This is a genomic window from Streptomyces sp. NPDC007084, from assembly GCF_040703595.1.
In the GTDB taxonomy this organism is placed as follows: Bacteria; Actinomycetota; Actinomycetes; order Streptomycetales; family Streptomycetaceae; genus Streptomyces.
Genome location: NZ_JBEYFY010000093.1, coordinates 1 through 16,077 on the forward strand (window position 1 = coordinate 1; position 16,077 = coordinate 16,077).

Here is a 16,077-nt window from a genome sequence, read left to right on the forward strand (position 1 = left end):
ACCGCCAGGAGTACGAGACGGCGAAGGAGCGGTACGCCCGCCGCGGCACACGCCGGACGGGCAACCCGTCGAAGGCGAGGAAGGGCCGCAAGGGCGCTGGACAGCCTCTCCGCCCGCGCGGCCAGAGGCGTGACCCGGCTCGCCCCCCTGCGCGCCGAGTACGACCGTGTCGCCGGGCTGGCCGGACTCGCCGCCGGGACCTCGGCCGACAACGAACGCAAGATGCGCCTGGAGTCGTACGTCCTCGCGGCCCGCCTGGAACAGGTCGCCGCCGCCGCGACCGTACGGCTCCAGCGCATGTCCTCCGGGCGCTACACCCTCGTGCACTCCGACGACCGCGCGGGGCGTGGCCGCAGCGGGCTCGGGCTGCACGTCGTGGACGCCTGGACCGGACGCGAGCGCGACACCGCGACGCTCTCCGGAGGCGAGACCTTCTTCGCCTCCCTCGCCCTCGCCCTCGGGCTGGCGGACGTCGTGACCGACGAGGCGGGCGGGGTGCGGCTCGACACGCTCTTCATCGACGAGGGCTTCGGCAGCCTCGACGACCAGACCCTGGACGAGGTCCTCGACGTCCTGGACTCGCTGCGGGAACGCGACCGCAGCGTCGGCATCGTCAGCCACGTCGCCGACCTACGCCGCCGCATCCACGCCCAGCTCGAAGTGGTCAAGGGCAGGACCGGGTCGGTCGTCCGGCAGCGGGGCGGCGGAGGGTGAGGATGGTGCTGGGGCCGGCCCGGATGGAAGGGGTCCGTACGCCTTCGCCGGTGGCGATACCGGTGGCGGCGGCCGGTGGCGGCAGTTTGCGGGCGAAGGGTGCCGACACGGGTTCGTAGGCCTGCGCCGGTCGTGTCGGCGTCGCGGTCAGTGGCCCAGGGGGCGGCGGGGCAGGGGCGAGGAGTAGACGACGCTCGTGGTCACCGAGCCCAGCGCGCCGATCTTGCCCGACACCGTCTCCAGATGGGTCATCGAGCGCGCCGCGACCTTGATGACGAAGCAGTCGTCGCCGGTCACGTGATGCGCCTCCAGGATCTCCGGCGTCGTCTCCAGGAGGTCGTGGAACGGCTTGTAGTTGCCGTTCGGGTAGCGGAGCCGCACGAACGCGAGGATCGGCATCCCGAGGCTTTCCGGGGCGACGACGGCGGCGTACCCCTGGATGACACCCGCTTCCTCCAGCCGCCGCACCCGCTCGGTGACCGCGCTCGCGGACATGGACACGGCCCGCGCCAGATCGGCGAAGCTGGCCCGGCCCTCCCGCTGGAGGACGTCGAGGATGCGCCAGTCGGTGGCGTCCGGGGAATACGCGGTCATCCCCGATGGATACCAGCCCAATCCCCGGCGGATCAAGAGGGATGCCGTGGATCGTCACTTCAGGGTGGCGATCACCGGCCGTAGATTTCTGGTCAGGAAGTCCCGCGAGGCGAGAGCGGTGCGGAGGCCGCACCTGGGTGACGACGGTGGCGACGGCGGCACCAGGGGCCGGCGGGACGCGGGCGAAAGGCCAGATCATGACTGCTACTGCTACTGCTACTGCTACTGCTACTGCTACTGCCGCTGCTGCTGACGGGACGGCGACGAGCCCTGCGACCGGTACCGAGATCGGCGTCGCGCCTTCGCCCGGCGCCCCGCCCGCGTCCGAGCGGCACTCTGGGCGCGCCTCGAACGCGGTCGCCGCCGTGAACCCCGTGCTGCGGGTCCCGCCCGCGACCCCGGCCGCCGCCGCGGCCCACTTCGGGGCGAGTCTCGCCTTCCACGCGGACGTGTCCGACGTCGCGGCGGCCCTCGCGGGTGACGGCGAACCGGGGTTCGTCGTCCTCGACTCCCGTTCCACCGAGTCCTGGGACCAGGGGCACGTCCCCGGCGCCATCCACCTGCCCACCGCGCTCATCCCCGAGCAGGCCGGGGACCTGCTCGACAGGTCGGTGCCCGTTGTCACCTACTGCTGGGGCCCCGGCTGCAACGGCGCCACCCGTGCGGCCCTCGCCCTCGCCGAACTCGGCTACCAGGTAAAGGAGATGCTCGGCGGGTTCGAGTACTGGGTGCGCGAGGGCTTCGAGTTCGAGACCTGGCAGGGGCGCGAAAGCCGCGTCGCCGACCCCCTGACGGCCCCCGTCGACGCGGACGACTGCGGCTGCTGAGACCCCGAACAGCCCCTGCCCGCAAGCTACTTGGGCCTCGATGGCGCCATCGGGCGGCCGTCGGCCGGATAGAGGGCGCCTGCCGCTCCGCCGGTGTCAGCCGCCGTGTAGCTTCTGCCCATGGTCAGATACGCGGAGCCCGGTACGGTCGAATGGGTGGAGTCGGGCGGCGGGCCGCTCATAGCGATCCCGGAAGCGGTCCTGCCGTTCTGGTCGGGGGCGGACGGCGACGACATGTCCTCCGACTACGACCGGGCCTGCGACGTCGAAGGCTTCGTCGGACTCGTGCCCGTCGGCGACTCCCGGGCCCTGGTGCTCGGCGACGAACCCGCCTCCACCACCTACCTCCCCGAGCACGGCGCCTTCGTACGGTGGAGCGCCGCCGAGTCCGAGGACGAACTGCTCGCCCTCGTCCCGGCGGCCCTCGCCGCCGCCGTCTGGGAACCCGAGGTGACGTGGAACGTGCCCGGCCCCGTCATCCTCTTCGACGCCGCCTGGCCGGGCCCCGCCTCCGAACGCACCGACCACCTGAGAGTGGCTCTGGCGCCGGGCCGATACGGCGTCCGCGCGGCCCACGTCGAGCCGGGACCCGAGACGTGGGTGGGCCTCGTCCACTTGCGCCGGCTGACGGTCTGACGGGCTGTCAGGCTGACGGACTGACTGACTCACCACGGGACGCGGCGGCCCGGCCTGGCCCTGCACAGAGCGGGCCGCCCCGCACGGTGCCGCCGCATAGTGGCGCCGCACCCAGCGTCACCGCGCACGGCGCTACCGCATACGACGCCACCGACCACCTGCCGTCAGAGCCGGGACAACTCCTCCACCAGGTCGTCAAGGCCCAGCGAACCCAGGGACAGGGCGGCCATGTGCCACGCCTTGGCGTCGAAGCCGTCACCGTGGCGCCGCTTGGCGTTCTCGCGGCCCAGCAGCCAGGCCCGCTCGCCGATCTTGTAGCCGATGGCCTGTCCGGGCATCGTGAGATAGCGGGTCAGCTCGCTCTCCACGAAGTCCGCGCTGCGGCTGCTGTGCGCGCCGAAGAACTCCTGCGCCAGATCGGGAGTCCACCGCTCGCCGGGGTGGAACGGCGAGTCGGCCGGGATCTCCAGCTCCAGATGCATACCGATGTCCACGATCACGCGGGCGGCCCGCATCATCTGCGCGTCCAGGTAACCGAGGCGCTCCTCCGGGTCGCCGAGGAAGCCGAGTTCGTCCATCAGACGCTCCGCGTACAGCGCCCAGCCCTCGCAGTTGGCGCTGACCCGGCCCACGCCCGACTGGTAGCGGGAGAGGTCGTCGACCACGTGCACCCACTGCGCGAGCTGGAGGTGATGGCCGGGCACGCCCTCGTGGTACCAGGTCGACACGAGGTCGTAGACCGGGAAGCGGGTCTGTCCCATCGTGGGCAGCCAGGTGCGTCCCGGGCGCGAGAAGTCCTGTGAGGGCGCCGTGTAGTAGGGGGCGGCGGCGCTGCCGGGCGGGGCGATGCGCGACTCCACCCGCTTCACCCGCTCGGCGAGTTCGAAGTGGGTGCCGTCCAGAGCGGTGATCGCCTCGTCCATCAGCCCCTGCAGCCAGGTCTGCACCTCCGCGACGCCCTCGATGTGCCGGCCGTGGTCGTCGAGATGCGCGAGCGCCACCCAGGGGGTCGAGGCGCCCGGCAGGATCTTCTCGGCCTCCGTCCGCATCTCGCCGAGCAGCCGGTGGTACTCGGCCCAGCCGTAGGCGTACGCCTCGTCCAGGTCGAGGTCGGTCCCGTTGAAGTAGCGGGCGAGGCGGGCGTAGCGCTCGCGGCCCACCGTCTCGGGCGCGCCCTCGATCGTCGGCGCGTACACATCACGCATCCAGTCCCGCAGGGAGACCAGCGCCGCCGTCGCGCCGCGTGCCGCCGTGTCCAGTTCCTCGCGGAGGGCGTCGGGGCCCGCCGAGGCGAAGTCCTCGAACCAGCCCCGGCCCCGTCCGTCCGTGTCCGACCACTCCGTGAGCTGTTCGATGAACGTGGCCGCCGGGCGCGGAGCCCCGTACAGCTTGCGGTCCAGACCGAGGGCGAGTGACTCGCGGTAGCCCGCGAGCGCCGCCGGCACCGCCCGCAGCCGCTCCGCGACGGTGGCCCAGTCCTCGTCCGTCGCCGTCGGCGTCAGGGTGAAGACCTGCCGCACCGAGTGGACGACGGTGTGCAGGTTGCCTACCGACCGCAGGCCCTCGCCCGCTTCGTGGACGGCCAGTTCGGCGGTGAGCCGTTCGCGCAGCAGCCGGCCGCAGCGGCGCTCGATGTCACGTTCCGCGCCGGGCTGCCGCTCGGCCTCGTCCAGCCGGGCGAGGGTGGCGCGCGCCAGTTCGGCGACGGCTTCCTGGCCCGCGGGGGAGGTGTCGGGGAGCCTGCCGTAGCTTTCCGGCACACCGAGGTAGGTACCGAGGACCGGGTCGAGGGCGGTGAGCTGGTCGACATAGGCGTCGGCCACCTCGCGGGGCAGGGGCTGCTTCGTCTGTGACATGCGGCCATCCTCGTACGGGACGGCCGCCGCGTCAGCCCCGGCCTGCCCGGCCCTTCACCGTGTCCACCGGATCTTGCCGCCGGTTACGGCCCCGCCGCGGCCGGGGGCAGCAGCGGCCCGCAGTCCCACTGCTGGAAGATCAACCGCGTCTCCACGCGCGCCACTTCGCGCTGCGAGGTGAACTCGTCCAGCACCAGGCGCTGAAGATCCGCCATGTCGGCGACCGCGACATGGACGAGATAGTCGTCCGGGCCGGTGAGATGGAAGATGGTCCGGGACTCCGGCAGCAGCCTGATCCGGTCGACGAAGGGCCCCACCAACTCCCGCCGGTGCGGCCGGACCTGCACGGACAGCAGCGCCTCCAGACCCCGCCCGAGCTTCGCCGGGTCGAGCCGGAGCTGATGGCCGAGAATCACCCCCGCCCGCCGCAGCCGCGTCACCCGGTCCAGACAGGTCGACGGCGCGACCCCCACCTGCGCCGCGAGATCGCGGTACGTCGTCCGGGCGTCGTTCTGCAACAGCCGCAGCAGATGAAGATCCACCGGATCGAGTACGACGGAATCGGCCATGGCGCGAACGTAACACGGCTTTCGCCGCCCGAACCCCGTCGGGTGTTCAGGCTTCCGCCCATGGACTCCGTTGTGTACGACACCCCTGACGCGGACGGCGCCGGCCCGCGGAACGACCGGCGGACAACCGGCACGGCCGCCCTCCCGAGGGCCCGCTCCCTGGCCACCGAGGCGGTGCACGCGGGCCGGGAGGACCTCGCCGCCCTCGGACTGCACGCCGTCCCCATCGACCTGTCCACCACCTATCCCTCGTACGACAGCCGGGGAGAGGCCGCCCGGATCGACGCCTTCGCCGCCGAGGGCGCCGAACCCCAGGGCCCGCCCGTCTACGGCCGCCTGGGCAATCCGACCGTCGCCCGCTTCGAGACCGCCCTCGCACGGCTGGAAGGCACCGAGAGCGCGGTCGCCTTCGCGAGCGGCATGGCCGCCCTCAGCGCCGTCCTCCTCGTACGGAACACGATGGGCCTGCGCCACGTCGTCGCCGTCCGCCCCCTGTACGGCTGTAGCGATCACCTGCTCACGGCCGGTCTCCTCGGCTCCGAGGTCACCTGGGTCGACCCGGCCGGCATCGCCGACGCGCTGCGTCCGGACACGGGCCTCGTGATGGTCGAGTCCCCGGCCAACCCCACGCTCGCCGAACTCGACCTGAGGGCCGTCGCGCACTCCTGCGGTTCCGTCCCGCTGCTCGCCGACAACACCTTCGCCACACCCGTGCTGCAACGCCCCGCCGAGCACGGCGCGCGGCTCGTCCTGCACAGCGCGACCAAGTACCTCGGCGGCCACGGGGACGTGATGGCCGGAGTGGTCGCCTGCGACGAGGAGTTCGCCCGACGGCTGCGCCAGATCCGGTTCGCGACGGGCGGTGTCCTGCATCCGCTGGCCGGCTATCTGCTGCTGCGCGGACTGTCGACCCTGCCGGTACGGGTCCGGGCCGCGTCCGCGAACGCCGCCGAACTCGCCCGCAGGCTGGCCGGGGACCCGCGCGTGGCCCGCGTCCACTACCCGCGCATCGGCGGCGCGATGATCGCCTTCGAGGTGCACGGCGACCCGCACGAGGTCATCGCCGGGGTCCGGCTCATCACCCCGGCGGTGAGCCTCGGCAGCGTCGACAGCCTCATCCAGCATCCCGCGTCCATCAGCCACCGCATCGTCCCGACGGAGGACCGCCACGACGCGGGCGTCAGCGACCGCCTGCTCCGCCTGTCGGTGGGGCTGGAGGACGCCGAGGACCTGTGGACCGACCTGGACGGGGCACTGGGGGACCGAGCGGGGGCTGACGAAACGCCTGGAAACGCCGGGAAGCGCCGGTAAGCGTCGGCGGCCTGGCTGCCGGGGGAGGGCCGGCGGACGGGATGGTGGGTCACAGTGCCGGCGGCCGGGTTGGCGGGGGGTAGCCGGCGGCCGGGTTGCCGAGGGAGTGCCGGCGGACGGGCGTGCCTGTCGCCGGCACCGTCCGCCGACTCCGATCCCGGTCGGTCCGGGACCGGACCGACCGGGATCGGCCCGGACCGGGTCGGGGACCGGACCAAGCCGGTCCCCGACCGCGTCAGTCCCGGACGGCACGCCTCTCGTGCTGCGGCTCCCGGCCCTCGCCCGCGCCGCGCTCGTACGGCAGCGGCGAGGTGGTCACCGGGGTGGGCTCCAGGCGGGCGGTGATCACGAGGGTGCCCTCCTCGATCTGGTAGTCGAGGGGGAGGCCCAGGCTGCGCATCGCCGCGACCATGCCGGTGTTGGAGGCCTGCGTGACCGCGTAGACGCTCTCGCAGCCGGCTTCCTCGGCCATCGCCACCAGCCGGCCGATGAGTTCGCTCCCGATGCCGCGCCGCTGCCACTCGTCCTCGACGAGCAGGGCGACCTCCGTCTCGTCGCCGTCCCACAGGAGATGGCCGAGGCCGACGATCCGGCCCGACGCCGTCTGCACGGCGAGGGTGCGGCCGAAGCTGGGGCTGAGCAGGTGGTTGAGGTAGCGGTCCGCGTCCCCGACCGGCCCGTGGTACCGCATACCGAGCGTGCGCTGGGAGCAGCGCTCGTGCATCGCCTTGGCCGCCTCCACGTCGGAGGTGTCGGCGCGTCGCACGCTGATCGCGTTGCCCTGCGGCAGCGTCAGCAGATCCCGGCCGTCCGGCACGCGCGGGCCGAGCCGCGCGTCCAGCTCCACCAGGGCCCTGGCCCGCGCGAACTCGGTGGGCGTGAAGGGCAGATAGGGCCGCTCCACCGTGATCACTCCGCCTTCCGGCGCCCGCAGCCGCATCACCGTGTCCTCCAAGGCCCCCTCCACGGGTGCGCCCTCCGCGGCCCGCCCCGACAGGGGCGACTTGGCGGGCAGGGAGCGGATGGTGCACCGGCCGAGCAACTGCCGCAGCGCGAGCGGGAGTTCGGACGCGTCGAGGGCGGTACGGGTGGCCAGGCCGAGGATCCGGGTCGGCGCGTCCACCAGGTCGTGGGCGTCGGCCCGCTCGATCCAGGTGCTGCTGCCGCCGGCCCGCGCCACATCACGGGTGATCTCGGTGGTGGCCAGCCCGGCGGGGGCGCGCAGCAGGAGTTCATCGACCGTGCCGTCGGCCAGCGGGTGGGTCTGCAGGCTCAGGATGTCGACGTTCCGGTGGGCGAGCGCGGCGCACAGCCTGGCCAGGGAACCGGGGGTGTCCTTGACGGTGGTTCGCATGCGCCACAGCACCGTCGCCTCGGGGGTGCTCCCCTGGGTGCCGGTGCCCTCAGGCTTCTCCCGCTCTCCGGACGGCCCGGCCACTCGCTCGTCGGCGAGGGGCCGGGCGCCGGTATCGCCCGTCGGAGGCGCGTGACCGTGGCGGCGTGCCCACCATGTGTGGAACCCGGCCGTGGCGACCAGCAGCGCCGCCGAGGTCGCGAGCAGGGCCGGGCCGTCCGGGCCGTGCCCGATCAGGTTGGCCACGGCGTCGGCCACCGCAACAGCCGTGAAAAGCGCGGCCAGTTCGACGAGGTCGCGTCGCCAGTGGTGCACGGGGCGTCCGTTTTTCGCACGCGTCACATCAGACATGTCTGGAGTCATACAGACACTGTGAAGGAATGGTGTTGCGTGATCACGAACGCTTTGTGACTGATCGGTTAAGTGTCGCTCTGCCCCTTTTGTAGTTCTTTTTTGCGGGTCTTTACCTCCAGCCTGCGCACCCGATGGCCGCGCCCGGACAGGACACACCAGCCTTGAGAAGACCGCGGCCTATTGCGGTGAGCCGGGCGCGGGGCGCCGGGCGGCTCCGGAGTGCCGGGCCGGCTTCGGAGTGCCGGGGCGGGTCCGGAGTGCCGGGCCGGCTCAGGCCGCCCGGTGTCAGGCGGCTGCTTCCTGTGTCAGTGCCGTCCGCAGCCGACGGGCCTGGGCGACCACTCTGGACGAGCCGCGCCGCTCGGCGGCCCGGGAGAGATGGTCGAGATCGCCGCGCGCTCCGGACCGCTCGGCGCAGTCGGCGGCGACGGCCAGCAGATCCCCGAGCCCGCGCACCGCGCCTGCCCCCGGTCCCTCCGCCGAGAGCCCGGCCAGCAGGGTCGGCAGCAGGGCGCGCAGCACCGACCAGACGGTGGCGTAGGCGCCTGTGGCCGCCGCCGTGCGTATCGAGTCGGCCAGCCGGGACGGCTTCACGGCATCCAGGTCCACCAGCTCCCCGAGATCCGCGCCGAGCCGCCCGGCGTCCAACTGTCCCCGCGCCGCCAGCACCAGCAGAGCGTCCACGGCGGCGAGCCGGTCCTCCGGATGCCGTGCCCCCAGCCCGTACGCCACACCCAGGTGCAGCGCCTCGCCCGCGATGCCGTCGGCCTCGGCGAGGAGCGGAAGGATCGCGCCCTCTCCGCGGCTCTCGTTAACGGCGACGGTGCTGATGTCGTTCAGCACACGCGCCGCCACCAGCTCGCGCCGCCCGGGGACGACGGCCAGCCAGTGCCGTTGGTCGGTGTCGCCCCAGTGCGGGCAGTACCACTGGTGATCGAACAGGCTGAAGGGGCGCCCCAGCAACTGGAACTCCTGCGGCAACCAGCTCTGGAAATCGTCCGGTTCACCCAGCTCCACGAGAACACGGCCACCCTGGGTGCGCCGTCGCACCGTCGGCAGCGGGGGAGTCTCGGCGGTGAGCCACTCGGCCAGCCGGTGTCCCTCGGGGCTGCCGAGGGCCCGGGCCCGCACCGCGGTCGCCGCTGCCGCCGCCGGGTCGTCCCGGCGCACGCGCAGGAGGGCCTGGGCGAAGTCCGCGGCGCCCGGCCGGGCGTCCAGCCGCCGGTACTCGGTGAGGCGGGCGACCAGCTCGTCCGGCTCCAGCAGTCCGGTGCTCCAGGTGGGGGTGGCCAGCAGGAAGGGCAGCGGCTCGGCGCGGACGCGGTACGCCACTTCCCACAGGCGGGCCTTGAAGGGGCGGGCGAGTGCGCTGTGCCGGCAGTTCCGCTCCGCGGTGTCCCTCTCGGCCGCCGGCTGCGGTGCGTCCACCCTGACCTGCTCGAACACCGCGGCGAGCACGAGGTCCAGGCCCTGCGGCGCGTGACCGAACGGGCCGTTCACCGCGCTGTACACCGGCTCGGCGTCCCTCCACCAGCGGCGCGCGACCACCGGGCCGAGCGCTTCGACCAGTGCTTCCCGGTCGCGGTGGGCGTGCCGGACCAGCCCGTCCAAGGCGCGCTCGAACGCGGCCACGTCCCCTTCGGAGACGAGCAGCGCGCTGACCTCCTCGGCCAGCTCGGCGGCCGATTCCGGCGCCGCCGCCAGCCGGACCGGCTCCGGCACGGCTGGCAGCACCTCCTCGTGGACGGCGGGCGCGGTGCACAGCGCCGCGTCGCCCAGGAGCCGCCCGGCCCGGGGCCGCAGTCCCGGGCTCAGGTCGGCCGCCAGTGCGGCCAGCTCGTCGCGCGCCTCACTCGCCGCGGGCAGCGCGGCGGCGTGCCGCTCGACCAGCTTCAGGGCGCGCTCCTGCACATCCGTGTCCTCGTGTCCGAAGGCCTGCGCCACCGCGGGGAGCAGCACCTCGGACGCGCAGGGGTCGCGCCTGAGCATCTTGCCGAGGAGCACGAGCTGTGCCCGGACCAGCTTCTTCTCCGTCCTGAACAGCACCCCCGAGGACATCTCCGCGAGCTGGTCGAGCGTCAACTCCCCGTCCAGGGCGAGTGCTCCCAGGACCGACTGCGCGTGGAAGGCGACGTCCGGGGCGGCCGCACAGGCGAGGGCCGTCCAGTCCGCCGTCCGCTCCCGCTCCTCGTCCCGGGTGGGGGCGAGGTGGGACAGCAGCCGCAGGAACACCCGCTGATCGGCCGGTACGCCGCCCCGCAGCAACCGCGCCACGCAGGCGTCCACCATGACCGCGCGGCCGAGCGCACCCTCCGCCGTCAGCGCCGCCAGGGCGCTGTACCAACTGTCCGGGCCGTCCCCGAACATCCAGCCGATCTCGCCCGCGAGCTGGGGAGAATCGAAGAACGCGGAGATCATCCGGGCCACGTCCGGCTCCTGCCGGAGCCGCGCCGCCATCGAGCCCGAGCCGTGCCACGAAGCGCCGATCCGCTCGAACCAACCCCGCACATAGGCGTCCGACGTCGGCACCTCGCAGCCGGCAAGGCCCACCAGCCCGGAGAGCAGAGCGAACGGGATCTGCGACGTCACCGGCCGGGCGGCCAGCCGCCGCGCCAGGTCGGCGAGCCAGTCCGGCTCCCGGTCGCCCAGCACATGGAGAAGCACCTCCGCGGGCGCCGTCGACCATCGCATGTCGGCCCCCGCGATCCAGGCGGCGGCCCCCGCGGCCCCCGTGTGGCAGGCGGCTCCCGCCGCGTGCAGGGCGGGATACGACGCCCGCGTATCCGCGTGCCACGGCGCGGCGCGCAACTCCTTGCGCAGTTCCTTCAGGGCCGGCAGGCATGCCCGGCGCTCGTCGTCCGGCATCCCGTCCAGCAGGACGACGGTCCGTGCCGTCGACCCCGCTCGTACCGCCTTCAGCAGTGCTTCGGCGCTCATCGCCCCTCGCCCCCGTCGACGCGCGTTCCCGCGAACTCCTCGTGTCCCGCACCGGCCCGAGCCGGTTCCTCGCCGGCCTGGGCGGACTCCTCAGCGGCCCGAGCCGGTTCCCTGCCGGCCTGGGGTGAGTGCTCAGTGGCCCGGGCCGAATCCTCACCGGTCCGGACAGAGGCCTCCGCGTGCCCGACCGTCGCTGCCCGGCGCACCATCCGCACCGCGAGCGCGTGCTTGCAGGGCCCGCGTCCACCGCGGTACTTCGCCCACCACAGGCAGGAGCAGCTCAACGTCCCCGCCGCGTCGCGGACCCGGTGCACATGCCCGTCGTCCGCGGTCACCGTGCCCAGATCGCCGTCCAGGGCGACCGCGCCCGCCGCGACCAGCGCCCGGGCCGAACGCAGCCGCGGGTTGTGCCGCTCCACCCGGCCCGCGTCGTACGGCAGTTCGCGGTGGAAGTACGCCGCTTCGGCCGTGTCGTACCCGACCCGGCCCGAGGTGCCCAGCCGGACCAGCGCCGCCCGCACCCGCTCTGCGGACAGCCCGGACGACGCGGCCAGATCGCCCACGTCCACCCGCGGCTCCCAGGCCAGCAGGACGGCGACCAACTCCGCGTCCTCGGCGGCCTCGTCGGTGGCCAGCGCGTCCAGTACCCCGCCCTCCCCGGAGAACCCGCGCGAGGCGTCCGGCGACAGGGTGAGCGTCAGCCGCATGCCCGGCAGCACGACCTCCCAGGCGCCCGCCGCGACGGCGTCCCCGGTGACCGGCGGGCCGTACACGCGCAGGGCCGTCGCATGGCGCAGCACCCGCTGGAGGGCGACCAGCCGCTCCGGGCCCGGCAGGCAGACCGCGCCGGGGACCGGCCGCGTCGTCGGTCGCAGCCCCCGCCCGGCCGGCACCACCCACCGCGGTCCGCCGGACGTCCCGCGAGCGGTGCCGCGCGGCAGCGAACGCAGGAACCGCACGGCCTCCGCCGCCGACAGCTCGGCCCGCAGGTCGAAGCCCGCCGCTATCACCTGGGCCTCGGCGAACCCCCTCAGCCAGCGGTCGGGCAGCGGCACCTTCTTCTCCACCACCGGGCCGTCCAGCGTGGTCACGGCCAGCTCGTCCGGACCGACCCGAAGGTGCAGCGGATCGTCCGCGCCGATCCGGGACAGCGCTTCGCGCAGGGGGTTGTTGACGTCGACGTTGGTCGTCCCGTGCCCGACCTCGCCGCCGTCCAGGCCCGCCGTCAGCACGTCCAGCCGCGCGTACACCCCGCCGCAGCCGGAGAAGGACTCGAAGCGGAGCCGGTCGCCGTTGCCCGTGACGACCGGGTCCAGCGACGCTCGCAGATCCCGCTGGTAGTAGCGGGCCGCCGCGACGTCCGCCACCGCCAGGAGGCCGGCCGCCGCCACCTGAGGCGACGTCAGGAAGCCCGTGAAGAAACGGGGATGGTCCTCGACCCCAGTGGGCGTCGTGCCCCGCGAGGTCTCAAGTCCCAAACGCTGGAAGCCCGCTGAGGACTCCAGCACGGAGGGTCGGGTGTAGGCCACGGCCTGCGAAGATCGCGTCATGGAAAAACCGTAGAGGCGACCACTGACAATGCGCCCTGACCTGCGAGGACTTGCCTCACGAGAGTGTTTTGGCGGGCTCGCGGAGCCGCGCACCGGGGGATGACTCCGGTGCGCGGCGGACCCTTCGAGGGTACGGGATCCGAACGCCTCGAACGGTCACGGCGGGCGCGGGCGGCAGGGCTCCGCACCGCTCACCGCCGAGGCGCACGGCACGGCACCGCCGACTGGCCCAGCCGCTCGGCGGGAAGGCTCACGGCGGTCTCGCAGCCTGGCCCAGGCTCTGACCCGACCCGCCCGCCGTCGAGGCTCTCCGCGCCCTCCGCCTACTGCCCCACGCGTCCCGGCTGGAGGCGTTGCGTGAACAGCACGGACCCGTCCTGCTCGCGCAGCCGCACCGTCAGCTCGCCGCTGCCGCCGTCGATGTCCACCTCGCCGAAGAACTGGTAGCCGCCCGCCGGTGAGACGTTCGAGGCGGTCGGCGCCTTCACGAACACCCGCTCCGGTCCGAACGTGCCGTCCAGATCGCTCGCCGGGAAGGCGCCGGCGTTGAGCGGGCCGGACACGAACTCCCAGAACGGCTCGAAGTCGGTGAACGCGGCCCGCGACGGCTGGTAGTGCTGGGCGGAGGTGTGGTGCACGTCGGCGGTCAGCCACACGGTGCCCGTGATCCGCCGGTGCTTGACGAACCGCAGCAGTTCCGCGATCTGGAGTTCACGCCCGAGCGGCGCGCCCGGGTCGCCCTGCGCCACGGCCTCGATGTTCGGCCGGCCCTCGGTGGTGTCGGGCACGACGAGACCGATCGGCATGTCCGCGGCGATCACCTTCCACACCGCTCGGGAGTGGGACAGTTCGCGCTTCAGCCACTCCACCTGCTCCGAGCCGAGGATGCCCTGCGGGTCCGTGGTCTGGTCGTCGGGCGAGTTCGGGTTGCGGTAGGTGCGCATGTCGAGCACGAAGACGTCCAGCAGTGGTCCGTGCCGCATGACCCGGTACACGCGTCCGTCCCGGCGGCCCGGCGGAAGCGTCGAGACGGGGAAGTACTCGCTGAACGCGCGCCGCGCCCGGGCGGCCAGCACATCGACACTCTTCTCGGTGTACCGCGAGTCGCTGGTCGCGATCACCTCGCCCGGATACCAGTTGTTGCGCACCTCGTGGTCGTCCCACTGGATGATCGACGGCACCTGGGCGTTGAACCGACGGAGGTTGTCGTCCAGCAGGTTGTAGCGGAAGTTTCCGCGGAACTCCGCCAGCGACTCCGCGACCTTGGACTTCTCCTCGGTCGTGATGTTCCGCCAGGTACCGCCGTCGGGCAGGGCGGCGGTTGCGGAGAGCGGGCCGTCCGCGTAGATGTTGTCGCCGCTGCACAGGAAGAAGTCCGGGTCGAGCCGGGCCATCGCGTCGTAGATGCGGTAGCCGCCGATGTCCGGGTTGATGCCCCAGCCCTGTCCCGCGAGGTCGCCCGACCACAGGAAGCGGACACCGCCGCGCCGCCCGCGCGGAGTCGTACGGAACGTTCCGGTCACCGGTTCGCCGGTACGGCGCGGATCGTCGGGGTCGGCGAGCAGCACGCGGTAGTGGATCTGCTCACCGGAGGGCAGCCCTCGGAGCCGGGTGGTGCCGGTGAAGTCCGTGCCCGGGCCGAGCAGGGGGCCGAGCCGGCGATGCGAGTTGCGGAACGATTCGGTCGCCGACGTCTCCACGATCATCCGGGCCGGCCGGTCGGAGCGGACCCAGACGAGACCCGAGTCGGCGGTCACGTCCCCGGCCTGGACACCCCAGGCTGCTCTCGGCCGGCCCGAAAGGGCGAACGCCGGTGCCGAGCCGAGCGCGGTGGGCAGAGCCAGTGCCGCCGACGCGGCGAGCGAGCCGCGCAGCACGCTGCGGCGGCCGGGGAGTGGGCTGTGCGGACGGTGCGACATGAAGGCGCCTCCGAGGGGACGGATTTCGGCCGTGTGGACTGCCACACCTACTGGTGCACCGCATCGCTCACGGAAACCAGAGGTGAACAACTCGCCCTGGGGGAAGGGGAACCGACGCGGAGAGCGGACATGCCGCCGATCCGACAGCATGCCGCCGAACGCCGAACGCCGAACGCCGAACGCCGAACGCCGAACGCCGAACGCCGAACGCCGAACGCCGAACGCCGAACGCCGAACGCCGAACGCCCGAAGGGCTGCCGGGCTGGCGGCTGACGGGGGCGTCCGGAAGGGTCCTTCGGCGCTCACCGCTCCGGCGTAACCACACCCACCTCGCCCCTCACACCCCCCTCACCCACCACCTCCGCCATCAACCGCACCCCCTCACGTATCCGCCCGGGGGCCAGATGCGCGTAGCCCAGTACCAGCCGCACACCGGGGCCGGGGGCCTCCCCGTAGTGAGCCGTCGGGCGGACCCTCACCCCCGCCGCCCTGGCCAGCTCCAGGAAACGGTCCTGCGGCCCGTAGCGGTCGGGGAGCGTGGCGACCGCGTGCAGGCCGGCGGCGATGCCGGACACCGTCGTGCCGGGAAAGTGTTCCTCCAGGGCGGACACCAGTGTGTCGCGTCGCTCCCGGTAGGCCCGTTGGCAGCGGCGCAACTGCCGGTCGTAGGCGCCCCGTTCGATGAACCGGGCCAGCAGCGCCTGGTCGAGGACGGGGTTGCCGAGGTCCATGGTGCGTTTGCGTTCGACGACCTCCTCCAGGTGCGACGCGGGGACGATCAGCCAGCCGAGCCGTAGCCCCGGGGCGAGGGACTTGCTGACCGACCCGGTGTACGCGACGTGCTCGGGATCGAGCCCCTGGAGCGCGCCGACCGGGGCGCGGTCGTAGCGGAAGTCGCCGTCGTAGTCGTCCTCGACCACCAGCCCGTCCGTATGGCGCGCCCAGTCGAGGAGTTCGGCTCGGCGCCGCGCCGAGTACGCGATCCCGGTGGGGAACTGATGCGCCGGCGTCGTCACCACGGCGCGTACACCGGAACTCCGGAGCGGTTCGGTCGCGATCCCCTCGTCGTCCAGGGGCAGCCGTACGGTGCCGAGGCCGGCCGAGGCGAACAGCGCTCCGTGCTCGGGGCTTCCGGGGTTCTCCACGCCGACGACACGTGCCCCGCGCGCGTGCAGCACGAATCCGAGCAGGGCCATCGCCTGCGCGACGCCGGAGACCACGACGAGTCGTTCGGGGTCGGCGACCACACCGCGGCGGCGGCCGAGCAGCCCGGCGAGAGCGGTCCGCAGCTCCGGCAGACCGCGCGGGTCCGGGTAGCCGAGCGCCTGGCGGGGCAGTTCGGCGAGCACCCCGCGGTGCGCGGCGGCCCAGGCGGCGCGCGGGAAGAGCGAGAGATCCGGCGTGCCCGCGACGAAGTCGGCCCGCACCCCGGCCGGCCCCGGGGCGTGGTAGATCG

12 protein-coding genes are annotated in these 16,077 nt (G+C 73.4%); 4 read left to right on the forward strand and 8 right to left on the reverse strand.

The annotated features are described in order from the left end of the window. Positions 1-714: SbcC/MukB-like Walker B domain-containing protein (locus AB0912_RS34720; RefSeq protein ID WP_366707093.1), on the forward strand; the 714-nt coding region annotated here is incomplete at its 5' end. 147 nt (positions 715-861) lie between these two features. Here the strand turns inward: AB0912_RS34720 and AB0912_RS34725 are convergent. Then, positions 862-1,308, reverse strand: a complete 447-nt coding sequence (locus AB0912_RS34725) for an Lrp/AsnC family transcriptional regulator (protein ID WP_366707095.1) — start codon at positions 1,306-1,308, stop codon at positions 862-864. Between the two features lie 365 nt (positions 1,309-1,673). On the opposite strand from AB0912_RS34725, the gene AB0912_RS34730 reads away from it, so the two are divergent. Next, positions 1,674-2,135 carry a rhodanese-like domain-containing protein gene (locus tag AB0912_RS34730; RefSeq protein WP_366707097.1) on the forward strand — a complete coding sequence of 154 codons (462 nt, stop codon included), beginning with the start codon at positions 1,674-1,676 and terminating at the stop codon, positions 2,133-2,135. 120 nt (positions 2,136-2,255) lie between these two features. Then, positions 2,256-2,771: an immunity 21 family protein gene (locus AB0912_RS34735; protein ID WP_366707099.1), complete on the forward strand. Its 516-nt coding sequence runs from the start codon at positions 2,256-2,258 to the stop codon at positions 2,769-2,771. A gap of 164 nt (positions 2,772-2,935) precedes the next feature. Here the strand turns inward: AB0912_RS34735 and AB0912_RS34740 are convergent, their stop codons facing one another. Both AB0912_RS34740 and AB0912_RS34745 read right to left on the reverse strand, forming a co-directional pair. Next, on the reverse strand, positions 2,936-4,627 hold the full coding sequence (locus AB0912_RS34740; protein WP_366707101.1) for a DUF885 domain-containing protein: 1,692 nt from the start codon (positions 4,625-4,627) through the stop codon (positions 2,936-2,938). Positions 4,628-4,710: 83 nt separating this feature from the next. Next, on the reverse strand, positions 4,711-5,196 hold the full coding sequence (locus AB0912_RS34745) for an Lrp/AsnC family transcriptional regulator (RefSeq protein ID WP_366707103.1): 486 nt from the start codon (positions 5,194-5,196) through the stop codon (positions 4,711-4,713). A gap of 60 nt (positions 5,197-5,256) precedes the next feature. Between AB0912_RS34745 and AB0912_RS34750 the strand changes: the two genes are divergently transcribed. Further along, entirely contained in the window at positions 5,257-6,507 is a 1,251-nt protein-coding gene (locus tag AB0912_RS34750) for a PLP-dependent transferase (RefSeq protein WP_366707105.1), read from the forward strand. A 235-nt stretch (positions 6,508-6,742) separates the two neighbouring features. Here the strand turns inward: AB0912_RS34750 and AB0912_RS34755 are convergent, their stop codons facing one another. The 5 genes from AB0912_RS34755 to AB0912_RS34775 form a co-directional block, all read right to left on the reverse strand. Further along, a complete protein-coding gene (locus tag AB0912_RS34755; protein WP_366707107.1) occupies positions 6,743-8,212 on the reverse strand; it encodes a GNAT family N-acetyltransferase in 1,470 nt (489 codons plus the stop codon). 288 nt (positions 8,213-8,500) lie between these two features. Then, positions 8,501-11,152: a DUF6493 family protein gene (locus AB0912_RS34760; protein WP_366707109.1), complete on the reverse strand. Its 2,652-nt coding sequence runs from the start codon at positions 11,150-11,152 to the stop codon at positions 8,501-8,503. Beyond that, the gene (locus AB0912_RS34765; RefSeq protein WP_366707111.1) at positions 11,149-12,702 is read right to left on the reverse strand and encodes an SWIM zinc finger family protein; all 1,554 of its coding nucleotides are present in this window, start codon (positions 12,700-12,702) and stop codon (positions 11,149-11,151) included. Before AB0912_RS34765 ends, AB0912_RS34760 begins: the two co-directional genes overlap by 4 nt. A 323-nt stretch (positions 12,703-13,025) precedes the next feature. Then, positions 13,026-14,621, reverse strand: coding sequence for an alkaline phosphatase D family protein (locus tag AB0912_RS34770; protein WP_366707113.1), 1,596 nt, complete (start codon positions 14,619-14,621; stop codon positions 13,026-13,028). A gap of 302 nt (positions 14,622-14,923) precedes the next feature. After that, positions 14,924-16,077: PLP-dependent aminotransferase family protein (locus tag AB0912_RS34775; RefSeq protein WP_366707115.1), on the reverse strand; the 1,154-nt coding region annotated here is incomplete at its 5' end.

What these genes read in the sequence shown, in the direction of transcription:
- AB0912_RS34750 (WP_366707105.1), top strand. Translation starts at nt 5,257, where the DNA reads ATGGACTCCGTTGTGTACGACACCCCTGACGCGGACGGCGCCGGCCCG.
- AB0912_RS34725 (WP_366707095.1), bottom strand. Translation starts at nt 1,308, where the DNA reads ATGACCGCGTATTCCCCGGACGCCACCGACTGGCGCATCCTCGACGTC.
- AB0912_RS34740 (WP_366707101.1), bottom strand. Translation starts at nt 4,627, where the DNA reads ATGTCACAGACGAAGCAGCCCCTGCCCCGCGAGGTGGCCGACGCCTAT.
- AB0912_RS34745 (WP_366707103.1), bottom strand. Translation starts at nt 5,196, where the DNA reads ATGGCCGATTCCGTCGTACTCGATCCGGTGGATCTTCATCTGCTGCGG.
- AB0912_RS34755 (WP_366707107.1), bottom strand. Translation starts at nt 8,212, where the DNA reads ATGTCTGATGTGACGCGTGCGAAAAACGGACGCCCCGTGCACCACTGG.
- AB0912_RS34760 (WP_366707109.1), bottom strand. Translation starts at nt 11,152, where the DNA reads ATGAGCGCCGAAGCACTGCTGAAGGCGGTACGAGCGGGGTCGACGGCA.
- AB0912_RS34770 (WP_366707113.1), bottom strand. Translation starts at nt 14,621, where the DNA reads ATGTCGCACCGTCCGCACAGCCCACTCCCCGGCCGCCGCAGCGTGCTG.
- AB0912_RS34765 (WP_366707111.1), bottom strand. Translation starts at nt 12,702, where the DNA reads ATGACGCGATCTTCGCAGGCCGTGGCCTACACCCGACCCTCCGTGCTG.
- AB0912_RS34735 (WP_366707099.1), top strand. Translation starts at nt 2,256, where the DNA reads ATGGTCAGATACGCGGAGCCCGGTACGGTCGAATGGGTGGAGTCGGGC.